Annotated in this window: 21 protein-coding genes and 1 pseudogene; 10 read left to right on the plus strand and 12 right to left on the minus strand. The window is 59.3% G+C overall.

The window, feature by feature from the left end; all coding sequences use genetic code 11:
- Positions 1–6 precede the first annotated feature (6 nt).
- The 8 genes and pseudogenes from ACXX83_RS09040 to ACXX83_RS09075 all read left to right on the plus strand — a co-directional run.
- Positions 7–345 (plus strand): annotated as a pseudogene (locus ACXX83_RS09040) (M10 family metallopeptidase C-terminal domain-containing protein); the annotation flags it as partial.
- A gap of 325 nt (positions 346–670) precedes the next feature.
- Positions 671–1,966 (plus strand): cardiolipin synthase, encoded by a 1,296-nt coding sequence (cls, locus tag ACXX83_RS09045; protein ID WP_458548170.1) that lies wholly within the window; start codon positions 671–673, stop codon positions 1,964–1,966.
- A 207-nt stretch (positions 1,967–2,173) separates the two neighbouring features.
- Positions 2,174–2,647 carry a hypothetical protein gene (locus ACXX83_RS09050; protein WP_458548171.1) on the plus strand — a complete coding sequence of 158 codons (474 nt, stop codon included), beginning with the start codon at positions 2,174–2,176 and terminating at the stop codon, positions 2,645–2,647.
- The gene (locus ACXX83_RS09055) at positions 2,644–4,104 is read left to right on the plus strand and encodes an ATPase domain-containing protein (protein WP_458548172.1); all 1,461 of its coding nucleotides are present in this window, start codon (positions 2,644–2,646) and stop codon (positions 4,102–4,104) included. The genes ACXX83_RS09050 and ACXX83_RS09055 overlap by 4 nt, the downstream gene beginning before the upstream one ends.
- A gap of 9 nt (positions 4,105–4,113) precedes the next feature.
- Positions 4,114–5,151 (plus strand): sensor histidine kinase, encoded by a 1,038-nt coding sequence (locus ACXX83_RS09060; protein WP_458548173.1) that lies wholly within the window; start codon positions 4,114–4,116, stop codon positions 5,149–5,151.
- 355 nt (positions 5,152–5,506) lie between these two features.
- Positions 5,507–7,054, plus strand: coding sequence for a phospholipase D-like domain-containing protein (locus ACXX83_RS09065; protein ID WP_458548174.1), 1,548 nt, complete (start codon positions 5,507–5,509; stop codon positions 7,052–7,054).
- A 145-nt stretch (positions 7,055–7,199) separates the two neighbouring features.
- Positions 7,200–7,583 (plus strand): hypothetical protein, encoded by a 384-nt coding sequence (locus ACXX83_RS09070; protein ID WP_458548175.1) that lies wholly within the window; start codon positions 7,200–7,202, stop codon positions 7,581–7,583.
- A complete protein-coding gene (locus ACXX83_RS09075; protein ID WP_015094916.1) occupies positions 7,580–8,185 on the plus strand; it encodes a transglycosylase SLT domain-containing protein in 606 nt (201 codons plus the stop codon). The genes ACXX83_RS09070 and ACXX83_RS09075 overlap by 4 nt, the downstream gene beginning before the upstream one ends.
- Before the next feature lie 122 nt (positions 8,186–8,307).
- Here ACXX83_RS09075 and ACXX83_RS09080 read toward each other — a convergent pair whose 3' ends face one another.
- Positions 8,308–8,502 (minus strand): hypothetical protein, encoded by a 195-nt coding sequence (locus ACXX83_RS09080; RefSeq protein WP_015094917.1) that lies wholly within the window; start codon positions 8,500–8,502, stop codon positions 8,308–8,310.
- Between the two features lie 189 nt (positions 8,503–8,691).
- On the opposite strand from ACXX83_RS09080, the gene ACXX83_RS09085 reads away from it, so the two are divergent.
- A complete protein-coding gene (locus ACXX83_RS09085) occupies positions 8,692–8,931 on the plus strand; it encodes a hypothetical protein (RefSeq protein WP_458548176.1) in 240 nt (79 codons plus the stop codon).
- A 33-nt stretch (positions 8,932–8,964) separates the two neighbouring features.
- Here ACXX83_RS09085 and ACXX83_RS09090 read toward each other — a convergent pair whose 3' ends face one another.
- The 8 genes from ACXX83_RS09090 to ACXX83_RS09125 all read right to left on the minus strand — a co-directional run bounded on the left by ACXX83_RS09090 (position 8,965) and on the right by ACXX83_RS09125 (position 14,935).
- A complete protein-coding gene (locus tag ACXX83_RS09090; RefSeq protein ID WP_041474854.1) occupies positions 8,965–9,249 on the minus strand; it encodes a hypothetical protein in 285 nt (94 codons plus the stop codon).
- Positions 9,250–9,456: 207 nt separating this feature from the next.
- Complete coding sequence (locus ACXX83_RS09095) at positions 9,457–9,687, minus strand: hypothetical protein (RefSeq protein ID WP_007975977.1); 231 nt, start codon at positions 9,685–9,687, stop codon at positions 9,457–9,459.
- Between the two features lie 130 nt (positions 9,688–9,817).
- A complete protein-coding gene (locus ACXX83_RS09100) occupies positions 9,818–10,039 on the minus strand; it encodes a hypothetical protein (RefSeq protein WP_217838248.1) in 222 nt (73 codons plus the stop codon).
- Positions 10,040–10,111: 72 nt separating this feature from the next.
- On the minus strand, positions 10,112–11,137 hold the full coding sequence (locus ACXX83_RS09105; RefSeq protein ID WP_458548177.1) for a DNA topoisomerase IB: 1,026 nt from the start codon (positions 11,135–11,137) through the stop codon (positions 10,112–10,114).
- A gap of 75 nt (positions 11,138–11,212) precedes the next feature.
- On the minus strand, positions 11,213–12,292 hold the full coding sequence (gene modC, locus ACXX83_RS09110; RefSeq protein WP_458548178.1) for a molybdenum ABC transporter ATP-binding protein: 1,080 nt from the start codon (positions 12,290–12,292) through the stop codon (positions 11,213–11,215).
- Between the two features lie 3 nt (positions 12,293–12,295).
- Positions 12,296–12,976, minus strand: a complete 681-nt coding sequence (gene modB, locus ACXX83_RS09115) for a molybdate ABC transporter permease subunit (protein WP_015094922.1) — start codon at positions 12,974–12,976, stop codon at positions 12,296–12,298.
- A 1-nt stretch (position 12,977) separates the two neighbouring features.
- Complete coding sequence (gene modA / locus ACXX83_RS09120) at positions 12,978–13,745, minus strand: molybdate ABC transporter substrate-binding protein (protein WP_458548179.1); 768 nt, start codon at positions 13,743–13,745, stop codon at positions 12,978–12,980.
- Positions 13,746–13,867: 122 nt separating this feature from the next.
- Positions 13,868–14,935: an NAD(P)H-dependent flavin oxidoreductase gene (locus ACXX83_RS09125; protein WP_458548180.1), complete on the minus strand. Its 1,068-nt coding sequence runs from the start codon at positions 14,933–14,935 to the stop codon at positions 13,868–13,870.
- A gap of 213 nt (positions 14,936–15,148) precedes the next feature.
- Here ACXX83_RS09125 and acuI point away from each other — a divergent pair, with 213 nt between their 5' ends.
- Positions 15,149–16,132, plus strand: coding sequence for an acrylyl-CoA reductase (NADPH) (acuI, locus tag ACXX83_RS09130; RefSeq protein WP_458548181.1), 984 nt, complete (start codon positions 15,149–15,151; stop codon positions 16,130–16,132).
- Here the strand turns inward: acuI and ada are convergent, their stop codons facing one another.
- The 3 genes from ada to ACXX83_RS09145 all read right to left on the minus strand — a co-directional run bounded on the left by ada (position 16,133) and on the right by ACXX83_RS09145 (position 18,659).
- Positions 16,133–17,197 carry a bifunctional DNA-binding transcriptional regulator/O6-methylguanine-DNA methyltransferase Ada gene (gene ada / locus ACXX83_RS09135; protein ID WP_458548182.1) on the minus strand — a complete coding sequence of 355 codons (1,065 nt, stop codon included), beginning with the start codon at positions 17,195–17,197 and terminating at the stop codon, positions 16,133–16,135.
- Between the two features lie 87 nt (positions 17,198–17,284).
- Entirely contained in the window at positions 17,285–17,965 is a 681-nt protein-coding gene (gene alkB / locus ACXX83_RS09140; protein ID WP_458548183.1) for a DNA oxidative demethylase AlkB, read from the minus strand.
- Positions 17,955–18,659, minus strand: coding sequence for a 2OG-Fe(II) oxygenase (locus ACXX83_RS09145; protein ID WP_458548184.1), 705 nt, complete (start codon positions 18,657–18,659; stop codon positions 17,955–17,957). Before ACXX83_RS09145 ends, alkB begins: the two co-directional genes overlap by 11 nt.
- Between the last annotated feature and the right edge of the window lie 92 nt (positions 18,660–18,751).

The following is an 18,751-nucleotide window of genomic DNA, read 5'->3' on the forward strand; positions in this document are numbered from 1 at the left end:
GGAGCCGGCAAGGACACTTTGGTCGGTGGCAACGGTAACGACATCTTTGACTTCAACGCCCTGTCCGAGATGGGAGTAACGAGTGCCACCTGGGATGTTCTCTCAGGCTTCGTCCGGGGGCAGGACAAGATCGATCTGTCCACCCTGGATGCCAATTTGGCCACGGCGGCCAACGATGCCTTCAGCGGCACCCTGCTCGCTTCGACCGCCAACTTCACGGCCGCCGGCCAGCTCAAACTGGTTTCCGGCGTCCTGTACGGTAATACCGACGTAGATGTCACGGCGGAGTTCGCCATCCAGCTGACTGGCATCACCAGCCTGGCGGCCGGTGACTTCTTCCTCTGATCTTCGTTCATTCCCCGTGGGCCAGTCGAGGTTGGCCCTTTTTTTCCACGAAGCAGGCTGATTTCTTCCTGTCGTGACGCGCAGCAATCGTGTTCCCGAAGGGCAACAATCGGCCAAAAGCACTCTCTGACGACGAACCCGGCCCTTACGCAGTAGTCAAAACAAGTGATGGCGTCGCGACTCGCTATCACCGTCCTCACAAAGAGGGAGCCTGATGAATCTTCTAGCCACATGTAAGGGGGCATATATTCCTCTGGCTCTGTGCGTGGCTGTGCTCCTGGCACTTGTGGTTTCCTGCAGTACGTTGCCGAGGATAGTGCCCGATATGGCTCGTGCACCCTCCGTGCCAGTGCAGCTTGACGGGATACACGGACCTCTGTCAGCCGAGCGCAGCAAGGCCATTCTCGAGCGACTCAAGTCCACCAGCGCAGAGACCGACATCTTCGACGTGCACCTCGCAATCGAAGAGTCCATCGTCGGCAGCCCGCTAACGGAAGGAAACAAGGTCGACTTGCTGCAGGACGGCCCCACCACCTACCAGTCGATGATCAAAGCCGTGGAAGCAGCGCGCGACCACATCAACATGGAGACCTACATCCTTGATGATGATGAAGTCGGCCAGCGCTTCGCCGCCGCACTGATCGATCGCCAACAGAAAGGCGTGCAGGTCAATCTGATCCATGACAGCGTCGGAACCCTTGGAACACCATCAGCGTTTTTCTCTCGATTGACCGAAGCGGGCGTCAAGGTGCTGGAGTACAACCCAGTCAATCCGATGACGGCCAAAGCGGGCTGGGACGTGAACCAGCGCGACCACCGAAAGCTGCTGATAGTGGATGGCCGTATTGCCTTTCTCGGCGGGATCAACATCAGCAGCGTCTATTCGGGGGGCTCGTTCAGCTCTCATTCGAAGACTCGCCCAAATGGTGATTTGCCCTGGCGCGATACCGACTTGCGCATCGAAGGGCCAGTGGTTGCGGAACTCCAGAAGCTGTTCATCGAAACCTGGACTACCCAGAAAGGCGAACCACTCGCGGCTCGCCACTACTTTCCGCCACCTGAGCGCAAAGGCACCGAGGTGGTGCGGGCCATCGGAAGCTCGCCAAACGAGCCGTTCAGCTTGATCTATGCCACGCTGATTTCGGCGCTGCGTAGCGCGCAGTCCGAGATATGGCTGACTAACGCCTACTTTGTTCCCGACCCGCAGTTGCTGGAGGCACTCAAGGAGGCTGCAGCACGTGGAGTCGACGTCAAACTGGTACTGCCCAGCAGCACCGATTCGTGGCTGGTGTTCCATGCTGGACGCGCCTACTACAGCGAGCTGCTGAAAGCCAACGTCAAGCTTTACGAACGCAACGACGCGCTACTCCACGTCAAGACAGCCGTAATCGATGGCGTGTGGTCGAGTGTTGGCTCCACCAACCTCGACTGGCGTAGCTTCCTGCACAACGATGAAGTCAACGTTGTTGTGCTGGGCACCGGGTTTGGGAAAAAAATGCAGGCGGCATTCCTGGCTGATCTTGCCAAGTCGAACGAAATCAAGCTGGAAAAGTGGCAAAACCGCTCGTTCGGTGTGAGATCCAAGGAGCAGATGGCGCGACTTTGGGAGTACTGGTTATGAGTCAAGTGGCGTGTCGCTGGGGGGCGCTGTTCTGCACCCTGATGGGTAAGTTGCTAACCTAAGCCCGATAAGCAGCGCGAGCTCTGAACACTCGCTACGTCGCCCAAGACTACAGATTGACCCGTTAAACTGGATACTGTCGCGCCCATCTGACACGACCGTAGGTGAAGTGCAGCGTCCAAATGAATCTTCCTGGCGCGGTTTAGGGTGTACTATCAATATCTGTCCATCGGATATCAGTTAGCCATGTCCACGCTAAGCGAAGAGAGCCGCCAGATCGTAGCTTCTCTGGCGCACCGCGTTGGCCCTAACGCCGACATTGCACAGATCGCCCAAGCGATTGTTTCAATCATGCAGGATATGGACGCAGCCCTCGCCCCCATCATCGGCCAGCAAGGGGTTGTTGCACTTTATCGTCGCAGCCTCCATCTGTGCATCTCCACTCATCCGCGTTTGGCCGGCACCTATGACAGTGTGCAGGCTGCCATGGATCTGACAGTCCTCACATCCATACTCGTTCAGCAAAGCGAAGCCGATGCGCTGTTTTTCGGTGAGACGTTGCTGACCACCTTCTATGAGCTACTGAGCACACTCATTGGGCCCTCGCTCACCGCACGTTTGCTTCGTGGCGTGTGGGAACCTTCTTTGAGCGACACCCCTTCGCAGGAAAATTCGCCATGAGCACCAAAGTGACTATCAACCGCTTGGCCACCGGAGTGCCAGGACTGGACGAGGTGCTGGGCGGAGGTCTGCCGGAGTTTTCGTTCAACCTGATCGCCGGCCCGCCAGGCTGCGGCAAGACCACCCTTGCTCACCAGATGATGTTTGCCCTGGCAACACCCAAGCGCCCGGCGCTGTTTTTTACGGTGCTCGGCGAGCCGCCGCTGAAGATGCTGCGCTATCAGCAGCAGTTCGATTTTTTTGACAGTGATGCGATCAACCAGTCGATTCGCTATATCAACCTGGTCGACGACACTCTGGCCGGAGATCTGGATCAGGTACTGCGGCGCATCGTCAGCGAAGTCGAAACCCACGCACCGTCACTCGTGTTCGTCGACTCATTCCGCTCGGTGGTTCTGGCGAGCCAGACCCGGCACAACCCGAACAACAACCTCCCGCAGTTTATCCAGCAGTTGGGCATGTTGATGACCAGCTGGCAAGCGACGACCTTTCTGATTGGCGAATATTTCACCGAAACCGACACCAACCCGATTTTTACCGTGGCCGACGGTCTGATCTGGTTGCGTCAGAGCGTTCAGCGCAACTCCATGGTCCGCAAAATGGAAATCATGAAGATGCGCGGCCAGCCCACGCTGCCAGGGTTGCACACGTTCCGTATTGCTACGTCGGGAATCAAGGTTTTTGCTCCAACGGCAATCAATTCGGCTGAGGCTCCGCTGGAGCTCCCCATCAAACGCCTGAAAATGGGCGTGCCACGGCTCGATGACATGCTCGGTGGTGGCCTGCCACGCGGCTATTCATTGCTGGTGGCCGGGCCCTCGGGCTCGGGTAAAAGTATTCTGGCGGCGACCTTCCTCGCTGAAGGCGCACGCAATGGTGAAACCGGCGTGATTGCGGTGTTCGAGCAGCGCCCCAATCATTCACAAAACGCCACTCTGTCCAGCCTGATCCAGAATGGCCAAGTCGGTCTGGTGGACAGCCGCGCGCCGGATCTATCCATCGACGAAATCGTCCAGTTGCTATTAGCCGAGATCGCCCGACTGAAAGCCACTCGCGTGGTAATCGATTCGCTGTCGGGGTTTGAATTGGCGCTGGCGCCGACCTTCCGCGAAGATTTTCGCGAGTCGCTGTCACGCATGGTTACTGCGCTGACCAGCGCTGGGGTCAGTGTATTGATGACCTCGGAGCTGGAAGACCGCTACACCGATCTGCGATTCAGTCCCTACGGCACCGCGTTTCTCACCGACGCGATCATCGTTCAGCGCTATATTGAAGTGCAGAGTCGCCTGTTGCGCATCATGGCCGTGGTCAAGGTGCGGGCCAGCGCGCACTCCGATGAGTTGCGCCTTTACCACATTGACGATAACGGCCTGCAAATCGGCGAAATGTTGCCGGATCAGGAAGGTTTGCTCGGGGGGCGGCCAACCCGGCAGCGTCCCGGAGACAACAATGCGTGAGTCAAGGTCATGAGTAAGGCCGGTGGCAAGAACGAACAAGCGGTGGCCAATGCCGCTCAGGAACTGTTCCTGCTCGGTCAGAAAACCGTCCAGGCGCGAGCGGTGTTGGCGGCATTGCAAAAAGAGTTGAGCGACGCCAATACCCAACTCGTCGATAGCCAGCAAATCGAGACGCTGATCGAGGCCAATCAGCAATTGGTACTGGCGATCCTGCTGGCGCAATCAGAGGCGGAAAAACCCCAATGTACGCAAGAAGAACAACAGCTGTACCTGGAGATGCGCGAAGCCAATGAACAATTGGTGATCGCCGCCCTCAGCGCGCAACATTTGCAAGCTTCGGCCGAACACTCACTGGAACAACAACGACACACTCTCGCCATGGTAGCGCACGAGCTGCGCAACCCGCTGACGCCAATCAGGATGATCGCCGGACGGTTGGCGCGGGCACCCAGTGAAGAACTGCCGCGAATGCAGGCGTTGATCGAAGGCCAGGTACTGCACATGTCGCGGCTGGTGGAGGATTTGCTCGACGTTTCTCGCGCCAGCACCGGCAAGCTGCGCCTGGATTGCCGTACGGTAGACATCATGCAGATTATCCAAGAAGCCATTGCCGCGAGCAGTCCCGTGATGATCGCTCACGATCTGCACTTCACTGTGCGGTTGCCCGAGTGTGCGCTGGCGGTAGACGGCGACCCGGTGCGTCTCGCGCAGATTCTGGGCAATCTACTGGGCAACGCCGCCAAATACACACCAGAAGGCGGCACTGTGACGCTTTCGGTGTCGACGGAGGTCGATGTACTTAAGATAAGCATCTTTGATAACGGAATCGGCATTTCCGCCCAGGCACTGCCGTTTATCTTCGAGCCGTTTGTGCAGGACGTTCATGCCACCGGCTTCAATGGCGCTGGTCTGGGCATTGGTCTGACGGTGGTACGTGAATTGGTCGAAGCCCACGGCGGCACCGTGAACGTCATGAGCGAGGGTGATAGCAAGGGAAGCGAGTTTGTGGTGACGTTACCGTTGGTCAGGCATTCGACGCCTCTTTAACGCTGACGAAAACAACCAAATGCGTTTCGATCAGAGTGGTCATTGGGCAATAATGCGAGCGTGGGCTCGTAAGGGCGTGCCGGTTCTATTCCGGCTTCTGGCACCATGAATATCAAGGGCTTGCGTGAGATACCTCATGCAGGCCCTTAGTTTTTTCTGCCATCAAAAAATCTTTTTTGCAATTCGCTAATGCCGGCTGCATCTCTGCAGGGAACCGGTAAATTTCGACACGCTGCCTGAAACGGGCTTTACTGGAAAAAGTCGTGCGGATTATCGAGGGCTGCATGTTCTCGGCAGCCGGTACTGGCTGGATGCCGGGTCCCTATCTACACCCGTCGATGTTGAGGGCCAGCCCATGTCCCGGTTCCTCTGCGCCATGTTGTTCGCGATGCTGCTAGTCGGCTGCGCCACCACGCGCTTGCCCCATGACTTCAGCGAGGCGATCCCCGCCAGCGAATCGGCTTTCGGGCGTTCGATCCAGGCTCAGGCCGCCGCGCATGAGGGGCGCTCGGGTTTTCGCTTGCTGCCCAACAGCAGTGAAGCATTCCGGGCGCGCGCCGAGTTGATCCGCAATGCGCAGAAATCCGTCGATCTGCAGTACTACATCGTGCATAACGGTCTCAGCACCCGGGCACTGGTTAATGAAATGCTGCTGGCTGCCGATCGCGGCGTACGGATACGTATGCTGCTCGATGACTCGGCCACCGACGGCCAGGAAGAAGTCATCGCTACCCTGGCGGTGCACCCGAACATCCATATCCGCGTCTTCAACCCTTTGCATCTGGGGCGCAGTACCGTGGTGACTCGAACCATGGGTCGCTTGCTTGATCTCTCCCAGCAGCACCGACGCATGCACAACAAACTGTGGCTGGCTGACAACAGCGCAGCCATCGTCGGCGGACGCAACCTGGGGGATGAATATTTCGACGCCAAGCCCGATCTCAACTTCACCGATATGGACCTGCTTTGCATCGGCCCGGTCGCCGAGCAGTTGGGGCACAGCTTCGATCAGTACTGGAACAGCGCTTTGAGCCAGTCGATCAGTGACTTCCAGATCAACAAGCCGACAGCACAGGACTTGCTCGAGAGCCGCCAACGTCTGGAGCAATCGCTCCAGTCCTCACGTACCGAGCACAGGGCTTTGTACAACCATCTCATGACCTACCAGACTCGACCGCAATTCGAGACTTGGCGCAAGCAGCTGATCTGGGCCCATAGCACGGCGATGTGGGACGCTCCGAGCAAGGTCCTGGCTGACGGCGAACCGGCACGCGCGTTATTGATGGCCACACAACTGCGGCCTGAACTCGATGGCGTCAGTAACGAGCTGATCATGATCTCGGCCTACTTCGTCCCGCAAAAGTCGGGCATGGACTATCTACTAGGTCGTGCCGATGCCGGCGTTGATGTGCGCCTGCTGACCAACTCACTGGAAGCCACCGATGTGCCGGCGGTGCATGGCGGCTATGCACCGTATCGCAAGACGCTGCTCGAACATGGCGTGAAACTCTTTGAGCTGCGGCGTCAGCCGGACGATCCCGGCCGCAGCTCTTCGTTTGGATTCAGTGGTGGCTCGGACTCCAGTCTGCACACCAAGGCCATGATCCTGGACAAGCAGAAGGTGTTCATCGGTTCGTTCAATTTCGACCCGCGTTCAGTGTTCTGGAACACTGAAGTCGGGGTCCTGGTCGACAGTCCCGAACTGGCCGGCTACGTGCGCCAGGCGGCGCTTGAGGGCATGGCGCCGGCCATGAGTTACCAGGCCCGACTGGAAAACGGCGAAGTCGTCTGGTTCACCGAGGACGACGGCCGCCAACATACCTTGCGCAAGGAACCCGGCGGCAAATGGCGCAGCTTCAAAGCCTGGCTCAGCGACAAGGTCGGTTTGGAGAAGATGCTCTGAATCGAAACCCGGAGTCCCCCTCTGGTCTCGTCGTGCAACAGGGATTTACAAAGAACCCGTTCGATAAGCGTGACGTGATCAAGCTGGAGGTCTTCTGACGTTTTTGCCTGCACCTGCCTGACTCAGGCACCTTGCAGGAGCTGGCTTGCCAGCGATGGTCGTTAACGAAAACGCGTGTGAACTGGATAAACACGGCGCGCTTGAGACCATCGCCAGCAGGCTGGCTCCTACAGTTTCAGCGTGGGCACGGTCCCTTGTGGGAGTTGGCTTGCCAGCGATGGGCGATAACGAAAACGCGTGTGAACTGGATAAACACGGCGCGCTTGAGTCCATCGCCAGCAGGCTGTCTCCTACAGTTTCAGCGTGGGCACGGTCCCTTGTGGGAGCTGGCTTGCCAGCGATGGGCGTTAACGATAACGCGTGTGAACTGGATGAACGCGGGGCACTTGAGTTCATCGCCAGCAAGCTGGCTCCTACAGTAGTTACCCGGGAATGTGCGAAGAACCTTATTTTTGAGCGTGATGAATGACACAACGAAATATTTTGCTGTTGGCTTTGTTGTTCATGTTTTTGACAGGTTGCACAACGACTCCACCCAAGGATCAAGACAATCTCTGCAGTATTTACCGTGAATATCCAGACTGGTACGAGGACTCGCTGGAAATGCAGAGTGAGTACGGGACGCCTCTGCATGTGGCCATGGCCATCATGAAGCAGGAAAGCAGCTACGTGGCGGACGCATTGCCGCCGCGTGACTACCTGCTCTGGGTGATTCCCTGGGGGCGAGTCAGTTCGGCCTATGGTTATGCGCAGGCTCAGGACCCGGTGTGGGGTGAGTACAAGGACAGTACTGGCAACGGCGGTTCACGTGACAGTTTCGACGACGCGATCATGTTTATCGGCTGGTACACCACTGGCACGCAACGTCAGCTCGGAATCTCCAAATGGGACACCTACAATCAGTACCTGGCTTATCACGAGGGGCGCGGGGGCTTTAGCCGCAATTCCTATCGCAGTAAGCCGTGGCTGATGCAGGTTGCCCGGAAAGTGCAAAAGCAATCGGAGATTTACAACGCTCAACTCAAGCAGTGTCGCCAGGCGCTGGAAGATGATCGCAGTGGGTGGTTCTAGCGCGGCAAAGACTCCGCTAGCGGGCGTTATGCGGGATCAAGGGCTTGCCAGCGAAATCCGATGCAAGCCCTTGCGGTTTCTGCGCCATCATTTCTGTCTTGATGGTGGTTGCCGGATTTTTTTCAGGAAGCCGGGCCGGTCTTGCGACGATCGTTGCCGGTCGGGTTGCCGGTGTTGATCAGCCTTCTTTCCTGCAACACGTTTTCCAACGCCTGGCGGTCTGACGGGGTCAATTGATGCTCTCGCTCCTTGAGTTCCAGCAGGATCGGGGTGGACCACTGGCGGTAGGTTTGTTCGGCACTACGATTGAGTGACATGCGTTTTCTCCTTGATCAGGCTCCTGCCAATTAAGGCGCCGCAGTTCGATACGCAAGAGACCCTAGCCGACGAACCCTGTTCTCGCCAATGCATTACATCGTACGCCCATTTCCCCAGATGCCCGCAGTCGCCGTGCGCTGCACGTAGTCGCTGAAATCGCGGGCCGGCCGTCGAGTTCCGTCATCCGAATGCTTGCCGAACGCTACAACGCTGAGAGCCGTCGTTGCATTGAACAGGCATTGGAGGCTGTCGAGGATGCCCAGGGGTTGCAGGCCGCCTATTGGCAGTTGCTTTTGATCTGGCACTTGGGCGAGGCGACCATGCGGCTGGCTGTCACTTGTACGCCAGAGGAAGGGCGCGCGCTGGTCGAGGCATTCAAGCGCATGTCCCTGCGCGAGGTCATGGAGCCAGCGTGCAGGGACATCTGATCGCAGTAAAAGCCTGGTAGCTGTTTCAATTACTTAGACGAAAGGTTGGCCGGCAAATCCCCGTGGCAGTCGTTGCAGGCCGGCCATCGCGGTCAGTCGTTCGGTCCAGGCTGAACGCCAGTTGTCGGCGGTGTGCACGGCTTTGGCTTTGCGTGCTGCGCGGCGGGCAGCGTTGCGTTCGGTCTTGCGGGCTTCTTTGTAGGCGTCGGTGTTTCGGCAGCTTCTGCATTTCACCCGATTGAGTTCGCGAGTCGATACCAGGTTGTTGCCGTGGTGACCGCAGGCCAGGTGCCCGCTGACTTTGAAATGAGTGACCATTGGAACGTCTCCTTGGTGACATGTGATCGGTTGACCCCACGTGAGCGGTGACGTTCGATTGGTTTTGCGCAACAAAAAATCCCGGCACGAGGTCGGGTTTCAAGAGAGGGTGAAAACTCGGCAGGCAGCCAGCTATCCGGAGGCGTTAGTGCCACCGGTCATGCTGCCCGAATCGGGCCTGTCCTCGTACCGCGAGTCCGTGGCGGATCATCTGAACCGAGGCAGAGGCCGGTCGACAGGCTGGAGAGAAGACAGTGTGTGCCGGATCAGCGGCGTGTCCTTCTCGATGTCGTTCAGGCGATCACGAATTCTGAGGGCGGTGGGGTGTCCGCCTTGATGATCGACCCAGTCGGCGATTTCCTTGCAGGCCGCAGCCAGGCGCGCCTGACGGGAGTCGAGCAAGGTGAGCAGGGTGGTGATGGACTCTTTTTCGGACATGGGAGACACCTCCGTTCAAGAAACCTGGTGTGGCAGCAAAAAGCCCGCCGGGAGCGAGCTTTCTGCCGTTGGGGTCGCTGTTCCTTCAGCCATTTCAGTATAGACCCGTTAAAAAATGGTGACAGGCCCCTCAACTTTGTCGGGCTGTCACTTGTGATTTGGCGTTCAACTGCCGGCAAACACGCAGAGCGTCTTCTTCAGTGTCGTAGCCATCTCCGATAAAACCTTGGGTGCGGGTATCGGCGATGCGATACCAGACTGCGGCATCCGGAGGCAGATGGTCATTTTCACCCGCACGACGGCCATGAATGATGATCTTGTTACAACGCTTCACGACGAAAATGTCTTCCATGGCGTCTCCGCAGCGGATTCGTGTTCAGTTCAACTATAGAAGTCATTGGTGATCGTGCAAAAAATAGGCAGGTCAATTCGTCGGTTCAGGCGCGGCGGGCATTCTCTCAAGGAAGATCGCCAGCCCGACCTCCTCGGCCGATAGCCCCTTGCGCGCCCTGGTCCTTGGCAGTTGCGCCAGATCACCGAGAAGAAAGCCGTCCAGCACTGCCGGGTGGATATAGCATTTGCGGCACACCGCCGGGGTATTGCCGAGCTGCCTGGCAACATTCTTGACCATTTCCACCAGGTGCCGCCTGGCTTCTGTTTCAGGCTCCCACTGCAGTTTGCGCAACATCGCCATCGCCAGGACGCTGCCGGCCCAGGTGCGGTAATCCTTGGCGGTGAAATCGGCGCCGGTGAGGGTTTGCAAATAGCTGTTGATGTCGGATGAACTGACGGTGTGCCGGTCTCCGTTTTCATCCAGATACTGAAACAGGTTCTGCCCGGGAATGTCCTGGCAGCGTTTGATGATCCGCGCCAGTCTTCGGTCTTTCACGGTGATCTGGTGTTCGACGCCACTTTTGCCGCGGAACTGGAACAGGATGGCACTGCCGTTGATCTCCACGTGGCGGCTGCGCAAGGTCGTCAGGCCGTAGGAGCGGTTGTCCCGGGCATATTGGCTGTTGCCAATACGAATCAACGTCGTGTCCAGCAGGGTGATGACCGTGGCCATGACTTTGTCGCGACTGAATCCCGGTGCCGCCAATTCGGCTTCCAGTCGCTGACGCAGTTTCGGCAAGGCCAGCCCGAACTCACGCAGGCGCAAGTATTTGTCGGCGTCGCGCACCTCCCGCCAGCGCGGATGATAACGGTATTGTTTGCGACCCCGGGCATCTCGGCCGGTGGCCTGCAGGTGCCCGCATGGATCGGCGCAGATCCACACCTGGGTATAGGCGGGTGGCACCGCGAGTGCGTTGAGGCGTTTGATCGCCTCCGGATCGGTGATGCGCTGGCCCGCCGGGTTGAAATAGGCGAATCTTCCGCGCAGTTTCCTGCGGGTGATGCCCGGCTGAGTGTCATCGACATAATGCAGGTCAGGTGGCAGTGCATCGGGCATGACAGGCGTCCTGGGCGAGGAATCACGGGGCGTTACAGCCATGGACCGCGCCCCGCTGCAGTCGTGCCGGCGGATTTACGCCAGCACCGCGACCGCTTTGATGAGTGCCCAGAGTTGCTGGCCAGGGTGGATGTTCAGGTGATCACGGGAATAACGCGTGATCCGCGCCAGCAGCGGCGTTCCGGCCGCATCCAGGCGAATCAGCACATGGGCGGCGTTGTCGGCGTTCATTTCACTGACCACGGTGACCGGCAGGCGATTGAGAATGCTGCTTTGCCCGGCACTGTGCAGGTTCAGGCTGACATCCCGCGCCTGGACCTTGCAGCGCAGTGCCTGGCCTGCATTCATGGGCGTATGCGGTACTCGAATGTTGAGGCTGGTGCCGGGCAATTGCAGGCTCAGCAATTGATAGTCGGCGTCATAGGCGCTGACGCGGCCTTCGATCACCACGCCGGCGTCGTCCCCCATGGCCAGAGGCAAGTCGAGGCGCGCCAGGGTCTGGCCGATCGGGCCGCTGGCCAGTGCCTTGCCGTTGCTGAGCAACACGATATGGTCGGCCAGCCGCGCGACCTCATCCTGGGAGTGGCTGACGTACAGCACCGGAATGTCGAGTTCGTCGTGCAGGCGTTGCAAGTAGGGCAGGATTTCACTTTTGCGTTGGGCATCCAGCGCGGCCAGTGGCTCGTCCATCAACAATAGTTTCGGGCTGGTGAGCAAGGCGCGGGCGATACCGACGCGCTGTCGTTCGCCGCCCGAAAGGTGTTGCGGGCGCCGATCCAGCAAATGGCTGATGCCCAGCAACTCGCTGGCGTGGGCCATGTCGACCCGACGTTGCGGCTTCGGGATGCGCTTGAGGCCAAACTCCAGGTTGGCCAGCACCGACAGATGAGGAAACAGGCTGGCTTCCTGGAACACGTAGCCCAGCGCGCGTTTGTGCGGCGCGACGAAAACCTTGTTTGCGCTGTCTTGCCAGACTTCATCGTTGACCTGGATAAAACCCTGATCGGCTCGTTCCAGGCCGGCGATGCAGCGCAGGCAAGTGGTCTTGCCCGAACCGGAATGACCGTAAAGTGCTGTGACGCCACGGCCCGGCAGTTGCAGGTCGACGTCCAGGGCGAAGCCCGGGTAATCCAGTTTCAGGCGCATATAAATCATCGGTCAGCTCCAGCCCGCTTTGGTTTTTCGGCTGGAATACAGTGCCAGCAAGACGACAAACGAGAACACCAGCATCGCCCCGGCCAGCCAATGGGCTTGGGCGTATTCCATGGCTTCGACGTGATCGTAGATCTGTACCGAGACCACGCGGGTCTTCTCGGGAATATTGCCACCGATCATCAGCACTACGCCGAACTCGCCGACGGTGTGGGCGAAACCGAGAATGGCGGCGGTAATGAAACCGGGGCGGGCCAATGGCAGCGTCACGCTGAAAAAGGTATCCCAGGGATTGGCCCGCAGCGTCGCGGCCACTTCGAGGGGGCGCGTGCCAATGGCGGAAAAAGCGTTTTGCAGCGGCTGGACGACAAAGGGCATCGAATACAACACCGAACCGATGACCAGGCCTGCAAAACTGAACGTGAGGGTGCCAAGGCCGAGTGATTGGGTGAACTGGCCAATGAACCCGTGAGGGCCTAGCGCCAGCAACAGATAAAAACCGATCACGGTTGGTGGCAGCACCAGGGGCAGGGCGACAATCGCCCCTACCGGGCCGCGCAACCAGGAGCGGGTGCGCGAAAGCCATAACGCAATCGGAGTGCCGACAATCAGCAGGATGACGGTCGTCAGGGACGCCAGTTTCAGGGTCAGCCAGATGGCGGAAAAATCGGCACTCGATAGCGACATTTTAGATTTCGTAGCCGTAGGACTTGATGACAGCTGCCGCTTTCGGGCCCTTGAGGTAGTCAACCAATGCCTTGGCGGCCGGGTTGTCCTTGCCCTTGTTGAGAATCACAGCGTCCTGTTTGATCGGGTCGTGCAGGCTGGCCGGAACGATCCAGGCCGAACCGCTGGTGATCTTGCCGTCCTTGTAGATCTGCGACAGGGCGACAAAACCCAGCTCGGCGTTGCCGGTGGAGACGAACTGATAGGCCTGGGTGATGTTCTGGCCTTCAACGATCTTGTCCTTGACCTTGTCGGTCAGACCTTCTTTGGCCAGCACCTGGGTTGCCGCGAGGCCGTAAGGCGCAGCCTTCGGATTGGCAATGGACAGGTGCTGGTATTCGTTCTTTCTCAGCACATCGCCCTTGGCATCGACGTAGCCTTCCTTGGCCGACCATAGCGCCAGGGTGCCGACTGCGTAGGTGAAGCGCGAACCCTTGACGGTGTCGCCTTCAGCCTCGAGTTTTTTCGGGGTGCTGTCGTCTGCCGAGAGGAACACTTCGAACGGCGCGCCGTTTTTGATCTGGGTGTAGAACTGGCCGGTGGCACCAAAGGCGGTGACCAGTTTATGCCCGGTATCCTTTTCGAAACCAGCGGCAATGGCCTGGATGGGCGCGGTGAAGTTGGCAGCGACAGCCACCTGGACTTCGTCCGCCTGGGCTGAGCCGAAGGCAAATACGGCGAGCAGGCTCGTGAGGCACGCAGGGGCAAAACGTGAGACGCAAATAGTCATGAAACGGCTCCGTTAAAGGCAATTGCAGCAAGGGTAAATCGTTATGTACATAAATATATAGCGAATTGCCTTTTAACGGAATGTATTGCCAGAAATGTATACAATTTTGACGAAAGTGAAGCTCAGGGGCGACCCAGCAGCCTCGCCAGTCCTTCTTCAGCCAGTTTTCGAGTCAGCGCCTCGGTGGTCAATTCAACGCCGAGAGTAAATGCCTGGCCGGCCCAGAGGTTGCTGAAGTCCGCTTCACCTTTGGCCCGCAACGGCATCAACGCGCCACCGGCCAAAGGGAAGGCCGGAGCCTTGGCGCTCATGGGTCCCAGTTCGCGCATCACCCGATTAAGAATGCCCCGGGCCGGGCGACCGGTGAACACGTTGGTAACCGCCGTCTCGCTTTCCTTGGCGGTGCGCAACGCTTTGTGATGGGACGGGCTGACCTTGGCCTCCGTGGTGAACAGGTACGCGGTGCCCACCTGTACCGCCGAAGCGCCCAGCATGAAGGCGGCGGCGACGCCCCGTGCGTCAGCGATACCGCCAGCGGCAATCACCGGCACTTTCACTGCATCGACGACTTGTGGCACCAGGGCGAACGTGCCCACCTGGCTGCTCAGGTCATCGCTGAGGAACATCCCGCGATGACCTCCGGCCTCAAAACCCATGGCAATGATCGCATCGCAACCGTGCTGCTCCAGCCACACGGCTTCTTCGACAGTGGTGGCCGAGGACAACACTTTCGCACCGGTGGCTTTGACCCGGTCCAGCAGGGTTTTTTCCGGCAGGCCAAAGTGAAAGCTCACCACTTCAGGGCGATACTCTTCGATCACTTGGCAGGCCGCGTCATCGAACGGCGCCCGATTGGACACGGGGGTTGGCGCAGCGAAATCGGCACCGAGTTCCTGATAGTAGGGCTGCAGCAGGTTTTTCCAGTCCTGCGCGCGTTGCTCATCAGGGGCTGGAGGCTGATGACAGAAGAAATTGACGTTGATCGGGCGCCGGGTGTGTTGGCGGATGGTTTTCAGCTCTTCGCGCAGTTGATCGATGCTGAGCATCGCCGCTGGCATCGAGCCGAGGCCGCCGGCATTGCAGGCCGCAATCACCATGGACGAGTTTGTGGCACCGGCCATCGGCCCCTGAATGATCGGCAGTTCGATCCCGAGCAGGTCAAGAATGCGGGTATCTGGCCATTGGTTCATGTGCTGTGTTCTCCGACTTTGAAGCAGGGCAGGGACGGTAGAACAGGATTTGTAACGCAACGATTGGCGCAAGGCCAGTCGTCATTTGAGTTCACCTGGCTTTCTTCGGCACCCGACGGGTTGGTTGATTGGCTTAAAGTCGGGTACGACAATCCGTTGCCATGTGTTATTTCAAATGCACCACAACCCGACTGATTCCATTGAGAGGCCTTAATGTTCAAAGGTATTTTGATCGACAAAGACGACAGCGGTTACCGGGCCACACTGCAAGAGATCCAGGACGATCAGTTACCCGAGGGCGATGTCACGGTGCGTGTCGCCTACAGCACGCTGAACTTCAAGGATGGCCTGGCGATCACCGGCAGCAGTCCGGTGGTGCGCAAATTCCCGATGGTGCCGGGCATCGATCTGGCCGGTGTGGTCGAGGTCAGCGGGCATCCGGACTACAAGGTCGGTGACCATGTCCTGCTCAATGGCTGGGGCGTAGGGGAAGGGCATTGGGGCGGCCTGGCGCAGAAAGCTCGCCTGAACGGTGACTGGCTGATCCCGCTGCCCAAGGCATTCACCGCCGCCCAGGCGATGGCCATCGGTACGGCGGGCTACACGGCCATGCTGTGCATCCTGGCTTTGGAACATAACGGTGTGACGCCCGGGCAGGGTGAAATCCTGGTCACCGGTGCCAACGGTGGCGTCGGCAGTTTCGCCATCGCGTTGTTGAGCAGGCTCGGCTACCGGGTGGTCGCGTCCACCGGACGTACGTCGGAGCACGACTACCTGAAGCAACTGGGCGCCAGCGAAATCATCGATCGCGCCACGCTGTCCGAGCCGGGCAAACCCTTGGCCAAGGAGCGCTGGGCGGCCGTCATCGATTCGGTCGGCAGCCACACCCTGGCCAATGCGTGCGCCAGCACCAAGGCCAATGGCACCGTCGCGGCCTGCGGTTTGGCGCAGGGCATGGACTTTCCGGCGTCCGTTGCGCCATTCATCCTGCGCGGTGTGACCCTGGCCGGCATCAACAGCGTGACCCAGCCCAAAGCCAAACGCGTGGAGGCCTGGAGTCGCCTGGCCAAGGACCTGGACTTCAACCTGTTGCCGTTGATCAGTCACGAAATTGGCTTGAGCGAAGCCATCGAGGCCGCACCGCGCTTGCTTGCCGGGCAGTTGCGCGGGCGCGTGGTGGTGGATGTGAATCGCTGATTAGCGCGATTCGCGCTCCAGCAACTGGCGTTTGCGCTCGACGCCCCAGCGATAGCCCGAGAGATTGCCATCGCTGCGCACCACGCGATGGCACGGGATCGCCACGGCCAGGCTGTTCGCGCCGCAGGCTTGAGCCACGGCGCGAACAGCTTTCGGCGAACCGATGCGTAGCGCGACATCGGCGTAGCTCGCCGTGCTGCCGACAGGAATCTCCCGCAGCGCTTGCCAGACCCGTTCCTGGAACGCGGTGCCACGCACGTCCAATGGCAGGTCCAGGCCAATCGCCGGGGCTTCAATAAAGCCGACGACTTTGGCAATCAACGCTTCGAACGCCTGATCGGCGCCAATCAAATTGGCTCGCCGGAACTTGTCTTGCAGATCACAGACCAGTTGGTGCGGATCATCACCAAGCAAAATCGCGCAAACCCCGCGTTCACTTTGCGCCACCAGAATCGCCCCCAGCGAACACTGGCCGACGGCAAAACGAATGTCGTTGTTTTGCCCGGCAGCGCGGTAGTCCCCGGGTTTCATTCCGAGCAGTTGGTCTGCCGCTTCATAAAACCGGCTGTTGGAGTTGAAGCCGGCGTCATACAGGGCATCGGTCACCGAGCCGCCATCTGCCAGGCGCTCGCGCACCTTGCGTGAGCGATGGGCATCGGCGTAGCCCTTGGGCGTCAGGCCGGTGACGGCTTTGAACACGCGATGGAAATGGAAGCTGCTCAATCCCGCAGCCTCGGCCAAGTCGCCCAGGGTGGGCAGCGTTTCGGCGCGTTCAATCTGGCGGCAGGCAGCGGCCACTGTGGCGGCATGCTGCGCAGCGAGTTCGCTCTGGTCCTTTGCCGCGCGCTTGCTCGGACGATAACCCGCGGCCCGGGCCTGTTCGGCGCTATCGAAGAACTCGACATTGTGTGGCTTGGGCAGGCGCGCGAGGCTGCTGGGGTTGCAGTAGATGCCTGTGGTCTTCACGGCATAGACAAACTGCCCGTCAGCCTTGGGATCGCGCGCGACCACGGCGGCCCAGCGCGGATCGTTTTCGGTGGTGATCTTGGTCGATCGGGTTGTCATGGCGTCACGTCCTTTGAGGAGTTGCCTGCACATTAACCATGGGGCAATTCCCACACACTCCGACGCTTGCGGTCAAATTCGAAGTCTTCATCCGGCGGTGCGGAAGGTGAAGTTGATGCGTTGCTCGCCCAGTCTCGGGTGGCAGCCGTCCTTGATCGGCAATACGCCGTGATAACGCAGGCGATCCACGCCACCCCAGACCACGATGTCACCATGCAGCAGGGGGATGCGCTGGCTTTTGTCACTGCGTGCAAAACCGCCGAACAGGAAGGTCGCGGGCAAGCCCAGCGATACCGAAACGATGGGGGCTGTGTAGGAATGTTCGTCCTTGTCTTGATGCAATGACATTTTTGCCCCTGGGATGTAGCGGTTGATCAGGCAGGAATCGGGCACAAAGTCGCTGAAGTCCGCAGCCTGCGCCGCCGCTTGTGCCAATTGGAGAAACGCCTCGGGCATCAATGGCCAGGGCTGACCGGTCTGAGGATCGTGACGGGTGTAGCGGTATCCGGTGCGGTCCGTGGTCCAGCCGAATGTGCCACAACTGCTCAGGGCGACCGACATGGTAAAGCCGCCGGGCGTGACCATCTGCCGAAACGGCGCGGCCGCCAGCACCGCCTCCAGCGCGGGCAGCAAACACTCGAACCAGGGCAGGGCAAAACCTCTGAGCACCCAGGATTGTTCGCCGATCTGCTCGCGCCGGGGCTCTTGCTCGGGCTCTGCATCGGCAAACAGATCGAAAGTCAGCGGGTACATGGACTCATGTCGCATCGTGAAAGATGATTCCAAGGGTATGCCGTTTGCCGCTGTGCAGGCGACTCACGCCGTGGCGCAGGGTCACGCGGTAGTAACCGCGAGTGCCTTTGACCGGCCGCTGGTTGGCGGCAAAGATCAGCCCGTCACCTTTCTTCAGGTCGATGACTATCGGGCGTGACTGCATGCGCGGGCGTTGTTCGGTCATGACAAATTCGCCGCCGGTGAAGTCTTGATCGGGGTCTGACAGCAGAATCGCCACTTGCAGCGGGAAAACCTGCTCACCGTACAGATCCTGATGCAGGCAGTTGTAGTCCTGCGGACCATATTGCAGCAATAAGGGTGTCGGACGGTTCTGACCAGCGGCATGACAGCGCTCGAGGAAGGCGGGGTGAGTGTCAGGAAAACGCTGCGGCAAGCCCATTTGTTCATGCCAGCGATTGGCGATGGGCACCAGGCGCGGGTAGAGCGCGCTGCGCAAGCGAGTCACAAGGTCCGGCAACGGGTAGCTGAAATACTTGTACTCGCCGCGGCCGAAGCCGTGACGAGCCATCACCACGTGCGAGCGAAAGGGCTCGGCCCGGGGGTACAGGGCGCTGACCTGATCACAAGCCTTGTGGCTCAGCAGTGAAGGGATGACGGCGTAACCGTCCAGGTCAAGTTGCTGTTCCAGCCGGGGCCAGTCCAGCCGCTCCAGATATTGCTCGCTCATTGCCGGGCCTCTTGTTGTTGAGGTGGCCAGTCTGCAAGACATGAATGAAGCAGGCACTCCGGCGCTTGCGGTCGAACTGCGAACGGGAGCCG

This window comes from Pseudomonas sp. GNP012 (assembly GCF_054343835.1).

Coding starts and splice junctions, on each gene's coding strand:
- ACXX83_RS09090 (WP_041474854.1), bottom strand. CDS start 9,249: ATGGTCACTCATTTCAAAGTCAGCGGGCACCTGGCCTGCGGTCACCAC.
- ACXX83_RS09060 (WP_458548173.1), top strand. CDS start 4,114: ATGAGTAAGGCCGGTGGCAAGAACGAACAAGCGGTGGCCAATGCCGCT.
- alkB (WP_458548183.1), bottom strand. CDS start 17,965: ATGCGACATGAGTCCATGTACCCGCTGACTTTCGATCTGTTTGCCGAT.
- modA (WP_458548179.1), bottom strand. CDS start 13,745: ATGACTATTTGCGTCTCACGTTTTGCCCCTGCGTGCCTCACGAGCCTG.
- ACXX83_RS09145 (WP_458548184.1), bottom strand. CDS start 18,659: ATGAGCGAGCAATATCTGGAGCGGCTGGACTGGCCCCGGCTGGAACAG.
- ACXX83_RS09065 (WP_458548174.1), top strand. CDS start 5,507: ATGTCCCGGTTCCTCTGCGCCATGTTGTTCGCGATGCTGCTAGTCGGC.
- ACXX83_RS09105 (WP_458548177.1), bottom strand. CDS start 11,137: ATGCCCGATGCACTGCCACCTGACCTGCATTATGTCGATGACACTCAG.
- modB (WP_015094922.1), bottom strand. CDS start 12,976: ATGTCGCTATCGAGTGCCGATTTTTCCGCCATCTGGCTGACCCTGAAA.
- cls (WP_458548170.1), top strand. CDS start 671: ATGGCTCGTGCACCCTCCGTGCCAGTGCAGCTTGACGGGATACACGGA.
- ACXX83_RS09125 (WP_458548180.1), bottom strand. CDS start 14,935: ATGAACCAATGGCCAGATACCCGCATTCTTGACCTGCTCGGGATCGAA.
- ACXX83_RS09055 (WP_458548172.1), top strand. CDS start 2,644: ATGAGCACCAAAGTGACTATCAACCGCTTGGCCACCGGAGTGCCAGGA.
- ACXX83_RS09080 (WP_015094917.1), bottom strand. CDS start 8,502: ATGTCACTCAATCGTAGTGCCGAACAAACCTACCGCCAGTGGTCCACC.
- ACXX83_RS09075 (WP_015094916.1), top strand. CDS start 7,580: ATGACACAACGAAATATTTTGCTGTTGGCTTTGTTGTTCATGTTTTTG.
- ACXX83_RS09095 (WP_007975977.1), bottom strand. CDS start 9,687: ATGTCCGAAAAAGAGTCCATCACCACCCTGCTCACCTTGCTCGACTCC.
- ada (WP_458548182.1), bottom strand. CDS start 17,197: ATGACAACCCGATCGACCAAGATCACCACCGAAAACGATCCGCGCTGG.
- modC (WP_458548178.1), bottom strand. CDS start 12,292: ATGATTTATATGCGCCTGAAACTGGATTACCCGGGCTTCGCCCTGGAC.
- acuI (WP_458548181.1), top strand. CDS start 15,149: ATGTTCAAAGGTATTTTGATCGACAAAGACGACAGCGGTTACCGGGCC.
- ACXX83_RS09100 (WP_217838248.1), bottom strand. CDS start 10,039: ATGGAAGACATTTTCGTCGTGAAGCGTTGTAACAAGATCATCATTCAT.
- ACXX83_RS09085 (WP_458548176.1), top strand. CDS start 8,692: ATGCTTGCCGAACGCTACAACGCTGAGAGCCGTCGTTGCATTGAACAG.